Source organism: Novosphingobium sp. BF6, from assembly GCF_058273105.1.
Genome location: NZ_CM177775.1, coordinates 1,847,294 through 1,867,306, shown reverse-complemented (window position 1 = coordinate 1,867,306; position 20,013 = coordinate 1,847,294). Strand labels below are relative to the sequence as shown.

Sequence of the window (20,013 nt, the reverse complement as noted above, 5' to 3'; positions counted from 1 at the left end):
TCCCTGACGGCGCGCAAAGGTCTAGGCGCTGGCGCCATGACTCAAGACGTCCATATCATCGGCGGCGGCCTCGCCGGCAGCGAAGCGGCCTGGCAGCTCGGGCGGCGCGGTTTCCGCGTGCGCCTTTCGGAAATGCGCGGAACCGGCGAGCGTAGCCCTGCCCACCAGGGCGACGGGCTCGCCGAACTGGTCTGCTCCAACTCCTTCCGTTCCGACGACCATGAAAAGAACGCCGTCGGCCTGCTTCATGAGGAAATGCGCCGCTGCGATTCGCTGATCATGTCGGCGGCCGCCAAGGCGCAAGTCCCCGCAGGCTCGGCGCTCGCCGTCGACCGCGACGTATTCTCCGCCGAAGTCGAGGCCCGCCTTTCCGCGCTCCCCAATGTCGAGATCGTCCGCGAGCGCATCGACACCCTGCCCGAGACCGGCACCACCATCATCGCAACCGGCCCGCTGACAGCGGAATCGCTGGCGGGCAGCATCGGTAGCGCCACCGGCGCCGACAGCCTCGCCTTCTTCGACGCCATCGCCCCCATCGTCTACCGCGAGAGCATCGACATGGACGTGTGCTGGATGGCCTCGCGCTGGGACAAGGGCGAGACCAAGGACTATATCAACTGCCCGATGGACAAGGAGCAGTACCTCGCTTTCCATCAGGCTCTCCTCGACGGCGAGAAGACCGCCTTCAAGGACTGGGAAGAGAACACCCCCTATTTCGACGGCTGCATGCCGATCGAAGTCATGGCCGAGCGCGGCGTCGAAACCCTGCGCTTCGGTCCGATGAAGCCGGTCGGGCTCGACAATCCGCACTGGGCGACCGAGGAACACCCCAAAGGCCGCTGGGCCTATGCGGTCGTGCAATTGCGGCAGGACAACAAGCTCGGCACGATCTGGAACATGGTCGGCTTCCAGACCAAGCTCAAACATGCCGAGCAGGTGCGCCTGTTCCGCACGATCCCCGGCCTCGAAAATGCCGAGTTCGCGCGCCTCGGCGGTCTCCACCGCAATACCTTCATCAATTCGCCGGTCTTGCTGGACCGCCAGCTGCGCCTCAAGACCGCGCCCCACGTGCGCTTCGCCGGGCAGATCACCGGCTGCGAGGGCTATGTCGAAAGCGCGGCGGTCGGCATGATGGCGGGCCTGATGACGGCCACCCAGCTTGCTGGCCACGACTGGCAGGCCCCGCCGCGCACCACCGCGCTGGGCGCCCTGCTCTCGCACATCACCGGCGACGCCGAGGCGGAAAGCTATCAGCCGATGAACGTCAACTTCGGCCTCTTCCCGCCGCTCCACGACGTGAAGAAGAAGCAGCGCAAGGAAGCCTACACCGAGCGCGCCAAGCAGGAAATCGTACCCTGGCTCGAAAGCCTGACGCCCGCGGCATGATACTCTGACATCAGCAACTGCACTTCGGCCGGGGCTTCGCCTTGGCAGGAGGCGGTGCGGTCTTGCGGAATTCCTCGGGCGAGAGCCACTGGTCGTGGTTCGTATCGGCGTTGTCAAACTTCGTGACGGTCGCCACTGCCCATTCCTCGAAAGTCAGCAGATTGTTGCCGTCCTTGTCGAGCTTGCGAAAGGCATCGACGCGCGTGGATAACATCTCGTTGCGCGTGATCCGCCCGTCGCGATTCCGATCGTAGCGGTCGAAACGGCGCTGTTCGCGCGTCTGCTCGGTTGCCTCGGGCAATTCCGGACCTTCGAAATCGCCTAGATCCGCGCTCGGCATCTCCTGTGGGTCGGGTGCGGCAGCGACGGCCTGCGGTAAAGGCGCTGCCTTTTCCACTTCCGCCCGTCCTTGCCACCAGAACAGCCCGACGGTCAGCATCACAAATGCCGTAACCCCGCCGAGAATGAAGCGCTGCATCGCCAATCTCCCTGAATTCGCGCGGCTTATCCCCTCGGGCAGGCGCAACAGGGAAATTACATGTCTGTTATCGAGGCTAACTCAGCGCCCGAGCAGGCCGATGCGCATGGCCTTGAGCACCGTCCGCGCCGAGCCCTGCCCGCCGCTGGCCAGATTGTCGCGAGCAAGCCCTTCCAGAACCGCCAGCGGTCGCAGCGTCCGCGAGACACGCGGCGCGTGTCCTCGCTCGGCCTGCGCGAGCCGCTTTACGACAACGCTTTCACCGGGATGATTGAGCTTCGTGGCGAGGTCCGCCAGTGCCCAGCGGCGACCGAGCGCACGCGCCGCATCGGCCTCGTTCCGGCGATCCAGCGCTTCGGCGAGGCCGGCGAAAGCAGCGGCACGGCCATCGACCATCCCTTCCAGAGATTCCGGCGCCAGCGGCGCTTCCCCAGTCAGCGCTTCCCAGCCATCGACCAGCGCGACCAGAGCGCAATGGCCGCCGTTCCAGCTTCGCAATGCCGCTAGGAGCGGCTCACCTTCCGGCCATTCCGCAGCCTCGCGACCCAGCGTCTCACGCCACCAAGCCAGACGGATCTGCGCCATCATCGGCTCGCGCGAGTGGCGGAGCAGCCCGGCAAGGCGCTGGTCCAAGGCCAGCAAGGCCAGCGTCGGCAGTTTCGCACGCGAAGGCGCATAGGCCAGCGCAAGCTGCATGGTCTGCGGCAGCGCGGGCAGCAACAGGTCTTCGGGACGACTTATGGGGGCGGTTGGCTCGGACACGAGGTCTCTCTAGCCCGCGCGGTCCCTTGCGCAAGTGCGTAACGCAAAACGGCGGCGAAGCTTTCGCTCCGCCGCCGTCTTATTTGTCAGCGCTGACGCCAGATCAGCGCCGGCACCTTAACGATAGCAGACCTTGCGGACCGCTTCGACGATGCGCGGCGTATCGATCAGCGCGAGCTTTTCGAGGTTGGCCGCGTAAGGCAGCGGCACGTCCTCGTTGCAGACGCGGACGACCGGAGCATCGAGGTTGTCGAAGCCGTCTTCCATGCAGATCGCGATGATCTCGGAAGCGATCGAGCAGACCGGGAAACCTTCCTCAGCCACGACCATGCGGTTGGTCTTGGCGAGGCTGGCCAGCACCGTTTCCTTGTCAAGCGGACGCAGCGTGCGCAGGTCGATGACTTCGGCATCGATGCCTTCACCAGCGAGCTGCTCGGCGGCTTCGAGCGCGAGGCCGACGCCGATCGAGTAGGACACGATGGTCACGTCCTTGCCTTCCCGGATGATGCGCGCCTTGCCGATCGGCAGGACGTGATCGTCGAGTTCGGGCAGTTCGAACGAGCGGCCGTAGACCAGTTCGTTTTCGAGGAACACCACCGGATCGTCGCTGCGGATCGCGGCCTTGAGCAGGCCCTTGGCGTCCGAAGCGTCATAGGGCGCGATCACGACCAGGCCGGGTACGTTGGCGTACCACGGACCGTAGTTCTGCGAGTGCTGCGCGCCGACGCGGGCCGCAGCGCCGTTCGGGCCGCGGAACACGATCGGGCAGCGCATCTGGCCGCCCGACATGTAGTTGGTCTTGGCGGCCGAGTTGATGATGTGGTCGATCGCCTGCATGGCGAAGTTGAACGTCATGAACTCGATCACCGGACGCAGGCCGCCCATGGCGGCGCCGGTGCCGATACCGGCAAAGCCGTATTCGGTGATCGGCGTGTCGATCACGCGCTGCGCACCGAACTCTTCCAGCAGGCCCTGGGTCACCTTGTAGGCGCCCTGATACTCGGCCACTTCCTCGCCCATCACGAAGACGCGGTCGTCGCGGCGCATTTCCTCGGCCATGGCGTCGCGCAGGGCTTCGCGGACGGTCGAGGTCTTCATGTTGGTGCCGTAGGGAACTTCGGGGTCCTTCTTGGCCACCGGAGCAGGCGCTTCGGGGCGAGCGGCAGCCGGAGCGGCATCGGCGGCGGGAGCAGCCTCTGCCTTCGGCGCCGAAGCCGAGACCGCCGAAGCGTCCTCGCCTTCACCGGCGAGCACGGCGATGACCGTGCCGACCTTCACGCCCTCGGTGCCTTCGGCCACGAGGATCTTGCCGACAGTGCCTTCGTCGACGGCTTCGAATTCCATCGTCGCCTTGTCGGTCTCGATTTCGGCCAGGATATCGCCGGACGAGACTTCGTCACCTTCCTTCACAAGCCAGCGGGCGAGCTTGCCCTCTTCCATCGTCGGAGAGAGCGCCGGCATCTTCAGTTCGATCGCCATCAGTAGCGCTCCACCAGGACGTCAGTATAGAGTTCAGAGGGTTCCGGCTCGGGCGAGTTTTCCGCGAAGTCGGCCGATTCGGCGACTTGCGCGCGAACGCGCTTGTCGATTTCCTTCAGCGCGGCTTCGTCGACGCCGAGAGCGGCGAGGTCCTGCTTCACATGCTCGATCGGATCGCGCTTCTCGCGCACATCCTGCACTTCCTCGCGGCTGCGATACTTCGCAGGGTCGGACATCGAGTGGCCGCGATAGCGGTAGGTGTTCAGTTCCATGAGAACCGGACCGTTGCCTGCGCGAACATATTCCAGCGCCACTTCGGCAGCCTTGCGGACTTCGAGCACGTCCATGCCGTCCACCTGCATGCCGGGGATCCGGAACGCGGTGCCGCGGCGGTAGAAGTGCGTCTCGGCCGAACCCCGCTTCACGGCGGTGCCCATGGCGTAGCCGTTGTTCTCGATCACGAAGATGATCGGCAGCTTCCAGAGAGCCGCCATGTTGAAGCTCTCGTAGACCTGGCCCTGGTTGGCCGCGCCGTCGCCGAAGTAGGCCATCGCGACGCCGCCGTCTTCGCGGTACTTGTGCGCGAAGGCGAGACCGGCGCCGAGCGAGACCTGCGCGCCGACGATGCCGTGTCCGCCGTAGAACTTATGCTCCACGCTGAACATGTGCATCGAGCCTCCCTTGCCGCGCGAGATACCCGCTTCGCGGCCGGTCAGTTCGGCCATGATCACCTTCGGATCGATACCGTAGGCAAGCATGTGGCCGTGGTCGCGATAGCCGGTGATGACCGAGTCGCGGTTGGAATCGAGCGCGGACTGAAGGCCCACGGCAACGGCTTCCTGACCGATGTAGAGGTGGCAGAAACCGCCGATCAGGCCCAGGCCGTAAAGCTGGCCCGCGCGTTCCTCGAAGCGGCGAATGAGAACCATCTGCTCATAGAGGTTGAGAAGCTCTTCCTTGTTCGGCGTGTAGCGCCGATCGGCCGCGAGGGCCTCCTGGAGGCTGTGCAGCGCGAAGTCTTCGTCCTGTGCCGGTGTTACGGCTGGCTCGGCGCCGGACCCGGCGTCAATCTTTGCTTTGGGCAACGGGGCTCCCCATCGTTGGTGCGATTGATTTCGGGCTGCTTATAGGACGCCCAGCGGAAATCGAAAGCGCGATGAAGGAAATTTGCCGTAAGAGGCACAAAAATTATGGCAACCCGCAACGCAATGGCCACAATTCATCGAAATCGGAGGTCGTCCGGGGTGAATCGGCGGGCTACTAATGCGGCCTGAACCACGCTCACTTATCGAGCATCATCACCATTTCGTCGGGCCGCACGACGTTGAGATTGCTGCGCAGCAATTCACCGGCCAGATCGGGGTCGACGTGATTCTGGTCGAGCAGGCCCACGCGGTTCTTCAGGTGGTCCCGGGTAACCCGAAGTTGGGCCAGCTTGGTGCGACGCTCTTCCAGCATGTGCTGGTTCTCGGTCCAGGCGATCAACCCGCTCGGCCCGGCAATCACGAAGGCACCCATCAGCAGGAGCAGCGCAAGCGCGATGCCCTGGACCAGGCGTTCCTTGGCAAGGCTGGCGTCCTGACGCATGACGGGAGAGTTAGACCTCATGAAAATCGATAGAATCACAAGTGATTCCGCGTTGCAAGTGGAATCGATAACCGATTCGTCCAGCTGGGGAACAGGCCGTAACGGAACCTGTCATCGCAATCCGACGCATATTGATGTTGATAACTCGGTGATAGCATTCCGGCGCGTCCACGGGTGCACATAGTGCACTATAACGAGCGGCCCGGAAGATGTTTCCAACCTGGAGAAAAATCCTCTAGGCGCTCCCGATGCTGACGATCCGTGACATTACCGTTCGCCTTGGCGGGCGCACCATCCTCGACCAGGCCGCCGCCACCATTCCCAAGGACGGCAAGGTCGGCCTCATCGGCCGCAACGGCGCGGGCAAGTCCACGCTGGTAAAGGCGATCATCGGCGAACTGGAGCCTGACGAAGGCTCGGTGGAGATGCCGCGCCGCGCCCGGCTCGGCTATATCGCGCAGGAAGCACCTGCGGGACACAAGACCGCGCTTCAGGCGGTTCTCGATGCCGATGCCGAGCGGATGTCCCTGCTTGCCGAGGCCGAAACCTGCACCGATCCGAACCGCCTGGGCGACCTGCACGACCGGCTGATCGCCATCGACGCCTATACCGGCGAAGCGCGCGCCGCGCGCATTCTCGTCGGCCTCGGCTTCGACGAGGCGATGCAGGCAAGCCCGCTCGACAGCTTCTCCGGCGGCTGGAAGATGCGCGTAGCGCTGGCGGGCCTGCTGTTCTCGCAGCCCGACGTGCTGCTGCTCGACGAACCGTCGAACCACCTCGACCTCGAAGCCACGCTCTGGCTTGAGAACTTCCTCCAGACCTATCCCAAGACGCTGATCGTCATCAGCCACGAACGCGACCTGCTCAACAATGTCGTCGATCACATCCTGCACCTCCAGCAGGGCAAGCTGACGCTCTACCCCGGCACTTACGACAGCTTCGAGCGCATCCGCGCCGAACGTGCCGCGCAGGCTGCCGCCGCGCGCGCGAATCAGGATGCGCAGCGCAAGAAGCTGGCCGACTATGTTGCCCGAAATTCCGCCCGCGCCTCGACGGCGAAGCAGGCTCAGTCCCGCGCCAAGATGCTCGCGCGGATGCAGCCGATCGCGGCCATGGCCGAGGATTCGTCGCTCAGCTTCGATTTCCCGAGCCCCGACGAGCTGCGCCCGCCGCTGGTCACGCTCGACCTCGCTTCCGTCGGCTACGAGGCGGACAAGCCGATCCTGCGCCGCCTCAACTTGCGCATCGACCCCGAGGACCGGATCGCCCTGCTGGGCCGCAACGGCAACGGCAAGACCACGCTGGCGCGCCTGCTTGCCCGCCAGCTTGAACCGATGGAAGGCTCGCTCACCTTCTCGCCCAAGATCCGCATCGGCTACTTCACCCAGTATCAGGTCGAGGAACTACCCGCCGATTCAACCCCGCTCGAACTGATGACCCGCGCCATGGCCGACAAGCCGCCGGTCGCGGTGCGCGGACAGCTTGGCCGCTTCGGCTTCTCCGGCCCGCGCGCGACGGCCGGGATCGGCACGCTTTCCGGCGGCGAGCGGGCGCGTCTCGCCCTTGCGCTGGTGACCCGCGACGCGCCGCACATGCTGATCCTCGACGAACCGACGAACCACCTCGACGTCGACGCGCGCGAGGCGCTGGTGCAGGCGCTGAACGACTTTGCCGGCGCGGTGATCCTCGTCAGCCACGACCGCCACATGGTCGAACTGGCGGCGGATCGCCTGGTCCTGGTCGATCAGGGCACGGCGGAGAACTACGACGGCTCGATGGAGGACTACATCGACTTCGTGCTCGGCCGGAACCAGCCCAAGGCCGACGGCAAGGCCCAGGCCGATGCCAAGCCGGCGCGCAAGAACGGCGCCGTCGCGCGCGAGGAACTCAAGGCCCTGCGCAAGAAGGTCTCCGAGACCGAGACGCGGATGAAGCGCATCCAGCAGCAGATCGAAGCGCTCGACGCCGCGCTGGCCGATCCCTCCTCGGTCAAGGGCGATCTCGCCAAGCTGGGTATCGGCGAAATCGGCAAGCGCCGCACGCAGGCCGCCGAGGAACTGGAAGCGGCCGAACTGGGATGGTTCGCGGCGAGCGAGGCCATGGACGAATATATGGGCGGCGGCGCGTGAGCGTCGCTTTCCGACGCGACGGCGACGAGGAACATCTCGAGCCCAAGTTCGAAGTGCCGATCCCGCCAGGCCCGAATCTCGTCACCGCCGCAGGCCGCGCCCTGATCGACACGCGCATCGCGGCGTTGGAAGCTGAAATTCCCGCCCTCACCGACGAGACCGCTCTCAATGCCGCCAAGCGCGACTTGCGCTACTGGCAGAGGCGCCTCGCGACGGCGGAATTGCAGCCCGACCCCTCCGGTGACCGGGCGATGTTCGGGCACCGGGTGCGCTTCGCCTTGAACGGCAAGGAGCGCGAAGTGCATATCGTCGGCCATGACGAGGCCGATCCGGCCAAGGGCGCCCTCGCCTTCACCGCGCCGCTTGCCCGTGCGTTGCTCGGCGCCGAAGTCGGCGATTTCGTCGATTTCAACGGGCAGGAAGAGGCTATCGAGGTGCTCGGCCTGAGAGTTTAAGGGGTCTCTGCCACTCAAACACACGTTGACCTCACTCAAAACATCGTCGCCCCCGCGCAGGCAGGGGCCCCGCTTTCTTTCTGCCCGCTATCCGTCAACCGCAAGAGAAGCGGGATCCCCGCCTGCGCGGGGATGACGGATATGGGTTTGAAATAAACCGGCGGCCTGGATTGCGGCGCAGTCCCCCTGCCCCAAAGAAAAAAGGCGGGAAACCAAGCCCCGCCTTCTCCTAATCTTGCGCCTTGAAGAGCTTACCAGTTGCCCTTCTTCGGCTTCTTGTGGAACGGCTTGCCGCCGCCACCGCTGCGCTCGGGACGCGCGCCGCCGGTCGGGCGCGGCTGATAGCGCTGGCTTTCGTAACCGCCACGGCCTTCCTCACGGCCGCCATGCGGCTTGCGACCGCGACCCTGCGGGCCTTCGCGGCGACGCTCTCGAGCCACTTCGCGCGGCGTGTCCTGCGCCTGCACGATGCGGATGGTGTTCTCCACGTCGCCGCTATCGTCATTCGCCGTGCGCTCGACGGCACGGACGAACTGTTCGGCCTGCGCGCGCGGGATCTGGAAGTAGGTCTCGTTGGCCATGATGCGGATCTGGCCGACCGCATTGCGGGTGACGTGACCACGGCGGCACAACAGCGGCAGGATCCAGCGCGGATCGGCATTCTGCTGACGGCCAACGTCCATGGTGAACCACACGACATCGTCGAAGCCGGGACGCTGGCGCGCCTCGCGGGCCTCGGGGCTGTTGCCGATCAGTTCTTCCGGCTGCGGCATGGCGGCACGATGGGCGCGGACCAGCGCGGCGGCGAGATCCTCGGCACTCACCTTTTCGAGGATTTCACGAGCGATCTCGCGATCTTCCTCGTCAGCCTCGACCGGGGCGAGCAGCTTTTCCATCAGGCGGCCACGGTCGGCGGCGCGGATGACTTCCGGGGTCGGCGCGGCGATCCATTCGGCCTCGATGCGCGCACCGCGCAGCATGCCTTCGACGCGGCGGCGGCGCGGGAACGGCACGATGAGCACGGCCGTGCCCTTCTTGCCGGCGCGGCCGGTGCGGCCCGAACGGTGCTGGAGCGTCTCGGCATCGCGCGGGATTTCCACGTGAACGACGAGCGTGAGCGAGGGAAGGTCGATGCCGCGCGCAGCGACGTCGGTGGCGACGCAGACGCGGGCGCGCTTGTCGCGCAGCGCCTGAAGCGCATTGTTGCGCTCGTTCTGCGAGTGCTCGCCCGAAAGCGCCACGGCGGAGAAACCGCGCTCGGTCAGGGTCGAGTGCAGGTGCTTCACATTGTCGCGGGTGGCGCAGAACAGGATCGCCGTTTCCGCGTCGTGAAGGCGCAGCAGGTTCACCACCGCGTTCTCGACGTCGGCAGGAGCCACGGTTACGGCTTGATAGGTGATGTCGCCGTGGCCGCGATTCTCGCTCACGGTCGAGATACGCAGCGCGTCGGTCTGGTAACGGCGGGCCAGCGCCTCGATCGGGCGCGGCATGGTGGCCGAGAACAGCAGCGTGCGGCGGCCCTCGGGGCTGGCGTCGAGCAGTTCCTCAAGGTCTTCGCGGAAGCCCATGTCGAGCATCTCGTCGGCCTCGTCCAGCACGACCACGCGCAGCGCCGAGAGGTCGAGCTTACCGCGCTCCAGATGGTCGCGCAGGCGGCCCGGCGTGCCGACGACGATCGTCGCACCGCGTTCGAGTGCCTTGCGCTCGCGCACAGGGTCCATGCCGCCGACGCAAGTGACGATGCGCGCGCCGGTCTTTCCGTAGAGCCATTCAAGCTCGCGGCTGACCTGCTGCGCCAGTTCGCGCGTGGGAGCAATGGCGAGGGCCAGCGGCGCCTCGGCATAAGGAATGGAACCGTCGGCCAGCAGTTCGTCGCTCATGGCGATGCCGAAGGCGACGGTCTTGCCGGAGCCGGTCTGTGCGGAAACCACCAGGTCGCGCCCACGCGCCTCGGCTTCGGCGACGGCGGCCTGAACCGGGGTCAAATTCTCGTAGCCCTGCGCGGTCAGCGCATCGGCGAGAGGTTGGGGGAGCTGGGTAAAAGTCATGCGTTCTGAATCTGTCCTGTGCCGCTGAAGCGGTCTGTAATGGGTGAGCCTGGCGTGGAGTATGCGACCCAACGGGCCCTTCTTGCCGCGCTCCATAGACAAAAAACTCGGCTTTGGCGCGCACCAATTTCACAAAAGGCAACAATGGCCTTGCGCAGCGTGCGAATTTTCGCTCGCATCGTCGCAAGATGATGCCGTTTCCCGGCCGCTTGGCCGCGAAAAAGCCGCACCGTCATGCGGCTTTCATGGAGCGCGCCTACCCGCGCTGCCAAGGTGCGCGGGAGCCAGCCATGACCGAAGATATGCGCGGTAAGCGCCTGCTTGCATCGATCCATGATGTCGGACCCGGCTCGGAACGAGCGGTCGTCCAACTTGCCGACCTGTTCGAACGCCGCCTGGGCGGCCCGCGCTTCGCAATGCTGGTCGTGCCCAACCATTGGGGGCGCCATCCGCTTTCGGAAGACAGGGCATTTCAGAGGCGCCTGCGTCGATGGGCGGAGTCCGGCATCGAGATGTTCGTGCATGGCTGGTATCACAAGGACGAAGCGCGGCACCGGGGTGCCGCCCGGTTCAAGGCCCGGCACATGACGGCCGGAGAAGGCGAATTTCTCGGCCTCGACGAAGGGACCGCCTTCTCCCGTATGCGGGACGGCAAGTCGCTGATCGAGGACGTGATCGGCCTTCCCACCGCGGGTTTCGTGGCGCCCGCCTGGCTCTACGGCGAAGGGGCCCGCTCGGCGCTGCGCCGCGCGGGAATGCTTCTTGCCGAAGATCACTGGCGGGTCTGGACGGCGGGAAATGACAGAGTGCTGGCGCGCGGTCCCGTCATCACCTGGGCGAGCCGCTCGGCGGTGCGCACTGCATCGTCGCTGGCTTTCGCCGCGATGGCACGGGCCGTCCTGCCCGTGACGCGAACCGTACGAATCGCCGCTCATCCCGGAGACGTCGCCAAGGCCTCGCTCCTCGCCAGCATCGACACCACGTTGACGCGCTTCGCCGCCACGCACAGGCCGTCGAAATACCGAGACTTGTACGACTTCATGGCATGACGGTGACGTTTTCAAAGCACTTTCACGTCTCGCCCATGACCGCCCCCGCCGGAGTCACGAACTCGACATGTGCCCCCCATAGGAGCGCTTTCCGTGTCGACATTCTCACCGGAGCCGCAGGGGGTTCGCATGAACGACAAGCTCAGGATCGTCATTCCGATCCATAGCCTCGATCCAGGCGGCGTCGAGCGCGTCGCGCTCGGCCTTGCAGCGCAGTGGCGACAGGCCGGTCACGAAGTGACGATCGTGCTCGGACGCTCCGGCGGCCCTCATCTCGTGAGTGCACCCGCGCTGGATTACTGGCAAATCCCCTCCCGCGTCACCACGGCTTCCTGGGAAACGCCGTGGATGGTCTACTGCCTCTATAGCTATCTGATCGCGCACGAGGCCGATGTGCTGTTCCTTCCCGGAAACACCTATGCCGTGGTGGGTGCTGCGATGAAACTGCTGCTGGGCGACCATGCGCCGCCGATGGCGCTCAAGGTGAGCAATGCCCTGAACCGCCCCGACATGCCCGCGCCGTTGAGAAGCGGCTACGGTATCTGGCTAAGCGTCCAGGGACGTCTGTTCGAGCGTCTGATCGGCCTTTCCGAAGCCATGGCGCGCGAAATTCGCGAGACCACCGGCGCTGCGGCCGAGCAGGTCGACGTGATCGCCAATCCGGTCCTGCTCCGCGCCCGCTTGCGGGCACTGGCGAAGCGCGAACGCCGCCCGGCCTCGGTCTGGGGCACCCGCTACCTGACGGCGGGGCGCCTCGTCACCCAGAAGAACCATGCGATGATGCTGCGCGCCTTCGCCCGCGCGGCGCGCCCCTCCGATAGGTTGACGATCGCCGGAGACGGCCCCGAGCGCGCCGCTATCGCGCGGCTTGCGGGAGAACTCGGGATCGGCGATCGCGTGCATCTTGCAGGGCACCTCGCCAGCATCGACCCGCTCATGGCCGAAGCCGATGCCTTCGTGTTGAGTTCCGATTACGAAGGCCTTCCGGGTGTCGTCGTCGAAGCGCTTGCCGCCGGGCTTCCCGTGCTCTCGACCGATTGCTGCGTCAGCATGGACTGCCTGGTGGAAGACGGTCGCACCGGTCTGCTCGTACCGCGAGGCGACGAGCGCGCCTTTGCCGATGGCCTCGCCCGCATCCGCAACCTTGCCGGTGACCCCGAACGCGCCCGCACCATCGCTTCCCGCTACGAAGTGGAAGACGCTTCGCAGCGCTATCTAGAGATGATGGCACAAGTCCGCCGCGAACGCGACGCCCAGCGGCGGCGACGGCTGGGTCTGAGTGCATGGGCGCGGCACGCCCCCTGGCAGCGATCGCTTTGACCCCGAATCCCCGAGCGGAGACCTTCGTGACAGAAACCGCTGCCGCCCTTGCGCCCGATGCCCAGACCATCCGGCTTACCCCGCAGGATCGCGGTCCGCGCCCCGGTCGCAATGCCCTGTTTTCGATCGCCCTCTCCCTCGCGGTCATCGCCGCCGTGTTTCACGAGATGGGCGGGCTGGACGTCCGGCTGCTTTCCGCCATGGTTCCCGCAAATCCCGCGTTCTGGCTGGCCTTCACCGCAAGCTACCTCGTCACCCCGGCCAGCGAATGGCTGATCTTCCGTCGCCTCTGGGGCATTCCCGGCGCGGGCATGCTCGCCCTGCTGCGCAAGAAGGTCTACAACGAATTGCTGCTCGGCTATCTGGGCGAGGCTTATTTCTACACCTGGGCGCGCCGCCGCGTGTCGCTCGAAGCTGCTCCGTTCGGCGCCGTCAAGGACGTGGCGATCCTCTCGGCGATGACCGGCAACGGTGTTACCATCGCCCTGCTCGCCGTCATGGCACCTTTCATGGGCACCACAAGGCTCGGGCTGGACACGCGGATGGTCGCACTCTCGCTGGGCGTGCTGGTCCTGCTTTCCGCCGTCGCCATGGTATTCCGCCGCCGGGTCTTCACCCTCCCCCATGCCGACCTGTCGATGATCACCCGGGTCCACCTCGGACGCATCGCGCTGACAACTCTGTTCAATGCCGTACTCTGGCATCTGGTTCTGCCCGAAGTGCCGCTATCCTGGTGGTTGTATCTGGCGACGCTGCGTCTGCTCGTGTCGCGCCTGCCGTTGATCCCGAACAAGGACCTGCTCTTCGCGGGAATCGCAGTGCTGGCGCTCGGACATGAAAGGGATATCGGCGCGCTGATGACGCTGATGGCCGGGCTGATCCTGGCGGCGCACCTGCTGCTCGGCGGACTTCTCGCGATCAGGGACCTGACCGCGCCGGAGCCTTCCGCATGAAGATCGTCGACGTCTGCGCCTTCTACTCGCCGCAAGGCGGCGGCGTGCGCACTTATGTGGAGCAGAAGCTGCGCATCGGCCCGGCGCTTGGGCACGAGATCGTCATCCTCGCCCCCGGAGACGAGAACGCGGTGATCGAGCGCGGCCCCGGCGCCAGGATCGTCACGATCAAAAGTCCCCGCTTTCCTCTCGACCGCAAATACGGCTATTTCGCGGAGACTGGACAGCTTCATGCCGCGCTCGATGCCGAAGCGCCCGATTTCGTCGAAGCCACCTCGCCTTGGCGAAGCGCGGGTCTGGTAGCGGACTGGCCCGGCGCGGCACCGCGCAGTCTGGTAATGCATGCCGATCCGCTTTCGGCCTATGCCTATCGCTGGCTCGGCAACATCTTCTCGCGCCGGACGATCGACCGGCAGTTCTCGCTGTTCTGGGAGCATCTGCGCCGCCACAGCCGCAAGTTCGACCATGTCGTCTGCGCGAACAGCGATCTGGCCCGCCGCCTCGACACAGGCGGCGTGGCGCATACGATCACGATCCCGATGGGCGTGGAGCAGGGCTGCTTTTCGCCCAAGCATCGCGATCCGGCATTGCGGGCGCGCCTGCTCGCGGATTGCGGCCTGCCCGAAAGCGCCGCATTGCTGCTCGGCGTCGGGCGGCTTGCCCCCGAGAAGCGCTGGCCGCTGGTGATCGACGCGGTGGGCCTGGCCAGCCAGCAGACGCCGATCGGCCTCGTCATGCTGGGCGAAGGGCGGGAGCAACGCGCGATCCTGCGCCATATCGCCGGAAACCCGCACGTCCGCCTCTTCGCGCCCGAGCGCAATCGCACGGCCTTCGCGCGGATCATGGCAAGCGCCGATGCCCTGGTTCACGGCTGCGAGGCGGAGACTTTCTGCATGACCGCCGCCGAGGCGCGGGCGAGCGGCATTCCCGTGGTCGTTCCGGACGCGGGCGGTGCGGCGGACCATGCGGCGGGCGGTGCCGGAAAGACTTACGCCGCCGCCGACAGCAACGCGGCGGCGGCGGCGATCCTGGACGTGGTGCGCGAACGCCCTCGCCCAACGGCAAGCGCCCGCACGATGGACGAGCACTTCCGCGACCTCTTCGCCGCCTACGCCGCTTGCCTCGACAGCCGGCGCAAGGCGGCCTGACAGGGCTCTCTGTTCTACTCCGCTTTCTGCCACCCGCCGCCGAGCGCGAGGAACACCGCGATCTGATCGTCCACCAGCGCCGTTTCCGCCGCTGCGTGGTTGACTTGCGCGGTCGCCAGCGCGCCTTGCGCACTCAGCAGGTTCAGGAAATCGCTGCGACCGAAGCGGAAAAGCTTGCCCGCCTGCTGCGCCGAGAGGCCCGCGCTGTCACTCGCCCTGCCGAGCGCCGCCGCCCGGTCGGTATCGCGCGCATACGTCTCCAGCGCCGTTTCGGTGCCGCGCAAGGCATCGAGCACGGACTGGTCGAACCGGGCCAGATCGGCCTCGACCTGGGCATTGGCCGCCTCGATCCGCGCCTTCACGATCGGGCGGTTGGGGAACGACCAACTGAGCAGCGGCCCCAGACTGAAGCCGAAGCTATGGGTCTTGCCGAAGTTTTCCAGCCTGCCGGAATTGATAAGGCCGCCGCCGATGCTGACCGTCGGGTAGAGGTCCGCCGTGGCGACGCCGATGCGCGCGGTATCCCCGGCGATCGTCCGTTCGGCCTGGCGGATGTCGGGACGCCGACGGATCAGCGCGGCACCGTCGCCGATCGGCATCGGCTGCGTCAGGCGGGGTAGCGTCGTGCAGCTCTCCACCTCCTTGGGGTATTCCGCCGGTGCCTTGCCCAGCAGGGTCGCAAGCAGGTAGAGCGCCGACTGCCGCTTGGCGTAGAACGCCGGAAGGCTGGCCTCGCTGCTCTCGACCGCGGTGCGTGCGCGGCTGACATCGAAAGCAGTCCCGCGCCCGCCGCGCTGCAGCCGGCCGGTAGCATCGAGCGTCTGGCGTTGCAGCGTGATGACCTTCTGCACCGTCGCGATCTGATAGTTCGCGGCGCAGACGTCGGCATAGGCCTTGGTCGTCGCCGCCGCGACGCTGATGCGCACGGCATCGCGCGCCGCTTCCACGGCCTCGCGGTCGGCCAGGCTGCTCTCGATCGCGCGCCTGATCTTGCCGTTGAGATCGAGTGGGTAGGACAGCGTCAGACCGAGGTTGTAGGTCAGTACGCCGGGCATGGTAGTTCCGGCGGACGGCGTCGAATAGTCGCGTTCAAGATCGCCCTTGGCGCCGAGCGCGGTGTTCAGCGCCTTCTGTCCGGCAGTCTCGCGCACGACGGCATCGGCCTTGCGCAAGTTGGCGTCGGCGGCGCGAATGTTCGCATTCGCCGCCAGCGCCTGCTCGACGAGACCGTCGAGTTGCGGGTCGTCGTAGAGGCGCCACCAGCGGTCGGGCAGTTCCGCCTGCGAGAATTCCGCCCCCTGTCCCGACACGAAAGCGCCATTGGCGGCAGGTGTCGTCGCGGCAGAGTGCTCGGGCGGCGCATAGTCCGGCCCGGCCGTGGCGCAACCGGCGAGCAGCGCCAGAGCGACAAGGGAAGCTCCGTGGCGGATCACTGCGTCGCCTCCACGGCAGGCGCCTGCTGCTGTTTCGCGGCCTTGCGATCACCCGGCTGCTCGATGGTCACGGTCGCGGTGCGGCCGGAGATCAGGCTCACGTCCTTGGGCACTTCGGTAAGGCGCACGCGCACCGGGATGCGCTGGGCAAGGCGAACCCAGGTGAAGGTGGCATCCACGCTCGGCAGCAGGTTGCGGGAATCGCTGCGGGTAGTGTCGTTGATGCCCGCCGCGATGCTTTCGACCACGCCCTTGAGCGGGCGATCCTCGCCCATCAGCACGACCGTGACCGGCGAGCCGACATGGATGTTTGCGAGCTTGGTTTCCTCGAAATAGCCCTCGACGCGGATGGAATCGCGGTCGATCAGCGCCATCGCCTGATTGCCCGGCGCCACGTAGTCGCCCGGATGCAGGTCGAGGTTGGTGACGGTGCCGTTGACCGAGGCATGGACGTTCGTGCGGGCAAGGTCGAGCTTGGCCTTGTCGAGCGCGCTCAGCGACTGGTCCAGCGCGGCGCGCGCGGTAGCGACGGCGGCAACGTTCTGCTCGTGGGTCTCGGTGGCCACGAGGTCGCCCAGCGCCAGGTCGCGCTTGGCCTCGCGCTGGGCCTGCCCCAGCCGCGCCTGCGCGCTGGCCACGGCGGCCTGCGCCTGTTCCACCGCCAGCGAATAGCGCGGGCGGTCGATCACGAAGAGCAGGTCTCCGGCCTTCACCACCTGGTTGTCCTTCACCTCGACCGAGGTAACGAGACCGCCGATGTCCGGCGTGACGCGCACGACATCGGCGCGGATGCGTCCGTCGCGGGTCCAGGGGCTGTCCTCGTAATGGCGCCAGAGCCAGATCGCGATGACGGCGGCGATGACGACGAGCACGGTGGTGGCAAGGCTCGGGGCGATGCGGGCAAGAAAGCGCTTCATTGGCGGAAACCGATCATGGGGGAGGCCCAGACGAGAAGCCCGAGCACGAGAATGTAGAGGCACAGGTCCACCATCGCCCGATAGGCGAAGAGGCGGTAGAAACCGATGACATTGGCAATGCGCATCAGCACCAGGGTGATGACCGAGGCGATGATCGCAAGGACCAGCAGCGTGGGGAGGAAGACCCCGTCGAAGGATATTTCGCCCCTCATGCCGGCACCTCGACCGGATGCGCGTCCCGCCTGGGCGTGGAGGCCGGGAAGAGATTGCGGCGCAGGCTGACCAGCCCCAGCGCCCCCGCACGGCTTAGCTGCGGGTCTTCGTCGTTCAGGACGGCGGTCATCGCAATGTCGATATCCTCAAGCAGGATGGGGTCGGCGGGCGCGGGGCGGTCGGGATCGAGGCCCCGGTAATACTCGCCCACTTTCTGGAGAACTTCGGTCAGCGGCCCGCGTTTGGCGGGCGGCATGGCGAGGCGCAGTTCGCGCAGTTCGCCGATCGCCACGCCGGTGCGCAGATCGCGCAGCGCGTCGTAGAGCGGTGCGCCCGGCGAGCGTCCCGCCATGGCGAGGCGCGGGGCCAGCACTGCGATACGGTCGAGCATGCGGTTGATCCAGGCGCGCACGTCGGGCGGGCGCATCGCATTGGCGCGTTCGGCGATATCGGCCCAACCCGCCCGGACCGTGCGGCGGATCGCGGCGTGGGTGCCGGTCGAATTGAGCAGGCGGATCACCGTGATCGCAAAGAGAATCCCCACGAGCTGGGCGAAAGCGCCGTTCACGAAACCGGCGAAACCGCCGACGTAACGGTCGGAAACGAGCACCGGCGACCCCAGCCCGAGCAGCATCGGCAAGGCGATCCCGCCCCAGCGCGGCGACTGGATCAGCGCTCCCAGCATGAACAGCATCGGGGCCATGGCCGCAGCATACTCTCCGAACCCGTCAAGCCGGGGCATGAGCACGAAACCGTAAAGCAACCCGATCAGCGTCGCCATGAGCGTGCCGATGAAGAAAGCCCGCAGGGGAGCAAGCGGGTCCGGCGCCGCCGCGAAGAGCGCGGTGAAGACCCCTGCCAGCATGATCGCCGTGGCGCCTTCGTGCCAGCCGGAGCCGATCCACAGTGCACAGCCGAGAACGATGGTCAGGAAGGCTCCGATGGCACCGCGCGTGGCGCCGCCGACATCGACGTGCAGTTCGCGCCCGCGCCGACCTTCGACCAGTTCGGCCGCGCGCGGGCTGACCGGACGGGTGCTCGGCGTGCCGAGTTGCTCGGCGAGAATACGGCAATCGCGATGCGCGCCAATCAGAGCGGCCAGGCGGGAAAGCAGGCTCAGCAGGATCAGTTCATTCCAGGAAGCGTCCGGACCGACCTGCGGCTCCAGCGCGCGGCTGCGCTGCTGCAAGGCGACGGCGGCTTCCTCGCGCTCCGCCAGCGGCAGGGTATCGAGGCGCCCGAACCAGTCGCGGGTATCCGCAAGCAGTATGGTGACGTTTTCGGAAACGGCATCGGCAGCACGAAGCTGCGCGATCCGATCCGTAACCGCGGCGCCGAGCGGCATGATGAGCGAAAGCTGGTCCTGTAAAGCGCGCACGGTGCGGATACGCGGGGCGATCCGGGTGCTCTCGTATGGGAGGTGGATCGAAAGCTGGTGCAATTCGGTCACGTCAAGCGCAAGGCGCTGGCGCTCCTTGTCGATCGCCGGATCGGTTTCCAGCAGCAGAGAATCGCTCGACCAGCGCTCGGCATCCGCCAGGATATTGGAGACGCGTTGCAGCATGAATGCCGAGACCGACTGCGGCAGGACCAGTGCATGGACGAAACTGCCGCAGAGGATTCCGATAGTGATCTCCTGTACGCGCAAGGTCGCCACGGTGAAGATCGTATCGGGCACATCGACGCTGGGCAGAACGATGAGCACGGCGGTATAGCCCGCCAGCACGAAGGCATAGGAACGCGGCGTCCGGTCCAGCAACGAGACGAAGACACAGAGCGCCAGCCAGGCGCCTATGCCGAGGACCAGCAGTTCCGGCTTCTGCACGAGGTTCGGCACGATGATCACCGCCATGCCTGCGCCGATGAAAGTACCGACCACGCGGAACATCGCCTTGGACACCACCGCACCGGCCAGCGGCTGCGCGACGATATAGGACGTGAGAAACGCCCAATAGGGACGCTCCAGCCCGATCGACAGCGCGATATAGATGGCCAGCATCGAGGCCAGATAGGCCTTCAGGGAGAACAGCGCGGCGTCCAGTCCGAAACGCTTCGTCATTGCCGGGCGGCGCTTTCCGCAATGCGTGCGGCGATGCCATCAAGCACCCGCACGACAGTCTCGACATCTTCCGTTGGAATGCCATCGAGAAGGCTTGCACGCAACTCGATCAATCGCTTGTCGATGCGCCGCGCGGCGGCGGCGCCTTCCTCGGTCAGGCAGAGGTTCTTGGCGCGCCGGTCACTGTCATCGGCGCGGCGCTCGACAAGACCGGCATCCTCCAGCAGGTGGAGGGTCCGGACGAGCGAGGGTTCGGTCACGTTGATGACCCGCGCGAGATCGCCCTGCCGCACCTCGTCGCCAAGGCGCAGCAGATGCACCAGCGCCCAGCCGGAAGAGTTGGAGACCCCCAGCGAGGAAAGCGCCGAATCGGCGAGTTGCTGCCATGAACGCGAAACCGGCCCCAGCCTTGCAGCCAGAGCCTTCTCGCTCGATTGTCGATCTTGCATGCAAGGGTAATTAGAGTGCTAACTAATCCGCGCAAGATGGTGCAGCTTGGATATTATGACACTTGCGTTGAGTTTATTGCAACGCAGACCCGCCACCGGAGGCAGGCTGGCTAGCCGTTCGAAGCCCTGCGAATTGATGCCGCCGGCG

19 protein-coding genes are annotated in these 20,013 nt (G+C 66.2%); 7 read left to right on the top strand and 12 right to left on the bottom strand.

The window, feature by feature from the left end; all coding sequences use genetic code 11:
* Positions 1-36: 36 nt before the first annotated feature.
* Positions 37-1,386, top strand: coding sequence for a methylenetetrahydrofolate--tRNA-(uracil(54)-C(5))-methyltransferase (FADH(2)-oxidizing) TrmFO (gene trmFO, locus AC4D6D_RS09210; RefSeq protein ID WP_491325036.1), 1,350 nt, complete (start codon positions 37-39; stop codon positions 1,384-1,386).
* A 10-nt stretch (positions 1,387-1,396) separates the two neighbouring features.
* On the opposite strand, the gene AC4D6D_RS09205 is transcribed toward trmFO, so the two are convergent.
* From AC4D6D_RS09205 to AC4D6D_RS09185, 5 genes are all read right to left on the bottom strand, one after another.
* Positions 1,397-1,864, bottom strand: coding sequence for an EF-hand domain-containing protein (locus tag AC4D6D_RS09205; RefSeq protein WP_147220571.1), 468 nt, complete (start codon positions 1,862-1,864; stop codon positions 1,397-1,399).
* A gap of 81 nt (positions 1,865-1,945) precedes the next feature.
* Positions 1,946-2,626, bottom strand: coding sequence for a hypothetical protein (locus tag AC4D6D_RS09200; RefSeq protein WP_491325035.1), 681 nt, complete (start codon positions 2,624-2,626; stop codon positions 1,946-1,948).
* 117 nt (positions 2,627-2,743) lie between these two features.
* Complete coding sequence (locus AC4D6D_RS09195; RefSeq protein WP_491325034.1) at positions 2,744-4,105, bottom strand: pyruvate dehydrogenase complex E1 component subunit beta; 1,362 nt, start codon at positions 4,103-4,105, stop codon at positions 2,744-2,746.
* Positions 4,105-5,190 (bottom strand): pyruvate dehydrogenase (acetyl-transferring) E1 component subunit alpha, encoded by a 1,086-nt coding sequence (gene pdhA / locus AC4D6D_RS09190; RefSeq protein WP_147220568.1) that lies wholly within the window; start codon positions 5,188-5,190, stop codon positions 4,105-4,107. Before pdhA ends, AC4D6D_RS09195 begins: the two co-directional genes overlap by 1 nt.
* Positions 5,191-5,386: 196 nt before the next feature.
* A complete protein-coding gene (locus tag AC4D6D_RS09185) occupies positions 5,387-5,713 on the bottom strand; it encodes a septum formation initiator (RefSeq protein ID WP_147220567.1) in 327 nt (108 codons plus the stop codon).
* A gap of 227 nt (positions 5,714-5,940) precedes the next feature.
* Between AC4D6D_RS09185 and AC4D6D_RS09180 the strand changes: the two genes are divergently transcribed.
* Positions 5,941-7,821 carry an ATP-binding cassette domain-containing protein gene (locus AC4D6D_RS09180; protein WP_491325033.1) on the top strand — a complete coding sequence of 627 codons (1,881 nt, stop codon included), beginning with the start codon at positions 5,941-5,943 and terminating at the stop codon, positions 7,819-7,821.
* Positions 7,818-8,276: a GreA/GreB family elongation factor gene (locus AC4D6D_RS09175; protein WP_491325032.1), complete on the top strand. Its 459-nt coding sequence runs from the start codon at positions 7,818-7,820 to the stop codon at positions 8,274-8,276. Before AC4D6D_RS09180 ends, AC4D6D_RS09175 begins: the two co-directional genes overlap by 4 nt.
* A 251-nt stretch (positions 8,277-8,527) precedes the next feature.
* Here the strand turns inward: AC4D6D_RS09175 and AC4D6D_RS09170 are convergent, their stop codons facing one another.
* Together AC4D6D_RS09170 and AC4D6D_RS09165 are read right to left on the bottom strand one after the other, a co-directional pair.
* Positions 8,528-10,324, bottom strand: a complete 1,797-nt coding sequence (locus AC4D6D_RS09170; protein WP_491325031.1) for a DEAD/DEAH box helicase — start codon at positions 10,322-10,324, stop codon at positions 8,528-8,530.
* A complete protein-coding gene (locus tag AC4D6D_RS09165; RefSeq protein ID WP_491325030.1) occupies positions 10,321-10,560 on the bottom strand; it encodes a hypothetical protein in 240 nt (79 codons plus the stop codon). The genes AC4D6D_RS09170 and AC4D6D_RS09165 overlap by 4 nt, the downstream gene beginning before the upstream one ends.
* 54 nt (positions 10,561-10,614) lie before the next feature.
* On the opposite strand from AC4D6D_RS09165, the gene AC4D6D_RS09160 reads away from it, so the two are divergent.
* The 4 genes from AC4D6D_RS09160 (at position 10,615) to AC4D6D_RS09145 (ending at position 14,794) form a co-directional block, all read left to right on the top strand.
* On the top strand, positions 10,615-11,373 hold the full coding sequence (locus AC4D6D_RS09160) for a DUF2334 domain-containing protein (protein WP_491325029.1): 759 nt from the start codon (positions 10,615-10,617) through the stop codon (positions 11,371-11,373).
* Between the two features lie 129 nt (positions 11,374-11,502).
* On the top strand, positions 11,503-12,693 hold the full coding sequence (locus AC4D6D_RS09155; RefSeq protein ID WP_491325028.1) for a glycosyltransferase: 1,191 nt from the start codon (positions 11,503-11,505) through the stop codon (positions 12,691-12,693).
* 26 nt (positions 12,694-12,719) lie between these two features.
* Complete coding sequence (locus AC4D6D_RS09150) at positions 12,720-13,646, top strand: hypothetical protein (protein WP_491325027.1); 927 nt, start codon at positions 12,720-12,722, stop codon at positions 13,644-13,646.
* The gene (locus tag AC4D6D_RS09145) at positions 13,643-14,794 is read left to right on the top strand and encodes a glycosyltransferase (protein ID WP_491325026.1); all 1,152 of its coding nucleotides are present in this window, start codon (positions 13,643-13,645) and stop codon (positions 14,792-14,794) included. The genes AC4D6D_RS09150 and AC4D6D_RS09145 overlap by 4 nt, the downstream gene beginning before the upstream one ends.
* 14 nt (positions 14,795-14,808) lie before the next feature.
* Here AC4D6D_RS09145 and AC4D6D_RS09140 read toward each other — a convergent pair whose 3' ends face one another.
* Genes AC4D6D_RS09140 through AC4D6D_RS09120 form a run of 5 tightly spaced genes read right to left on the bottom strand, consistent with a single transcriptional unit; the run spans position 14,809 to position 19,865 of the window.
* On the bottom strand, positions 14,809-16,224 hold the full coding sequence (locus AC4D6D_RS09140; protein ID WP_491327227.1) for an efflux transporter outer membrane subunit: 1,416 nt from the start codon (positions 16,222-16,224) through the stop codon (positions 14,809-14,811).
* A complete protein-coding gene (locus AC4D6D_RS09135) occupies positions 16,224-17,144 on the bottom strand; it encodes an efflux RND transporter periplasmic adaptor subunit (RefSeq protein WP_491325025.1) in 921 nt (306 codons plus the stop codon). Before AC4D6D_RS09135 ends, AC4D6D_RS09140 begins: the two co-directional genes overlap by 1 nt.
* Positions 17,141-17,356: a DUF1656 domain-containing protein gene (locus tag AC4D6D_RS09130; RefSeq protein WP_147220559.1), complete on the bottom strand. Its 216-nt coding sequence runs from the start codon at positions 17,354-17,356 to the stop codon at positions 17,141-17,143. The genes AC4D6D_RS09135 and AC4D6D_RS09130 overlap by 4 nt, the downstream gene beginning before the upstream one ends.
* Positions 17,353-19,416 carry an FUSC family protein gene (locus tag AC4D6D_RS09125; protein WP_147220558.1) on the bottom strand — a complete coding sequence of 688 codons (2,064 nt, stop codon included), beginning with the start codon at positions 19,414-19,416 and terminating at the stop codon, positions 17,353-17,355. The genes AC4D6D_RS09130 and AC4D6D_RS09125 overlap by 4 nt, the downstream gene beginning before the upstream one ends.
* Positions 19,413-19,865 (bottom strand): MarR family transcriptional regulator, encoded by a 453-nt coding sequence (locus AC4D6D_RS09120; protein WP_147220557.1) that lies wholly within the window; start codon positions 19,863-19,865, stop codon positions 19,413-19,415. Before AC4D6D_RS09120 ends, AC4D6D_RS09125 begins: the two co-directional genes overlap by 4 nt.
* Between the last annotated feature and the right edge of the window lie 148 nt (positions 19,866-20,013).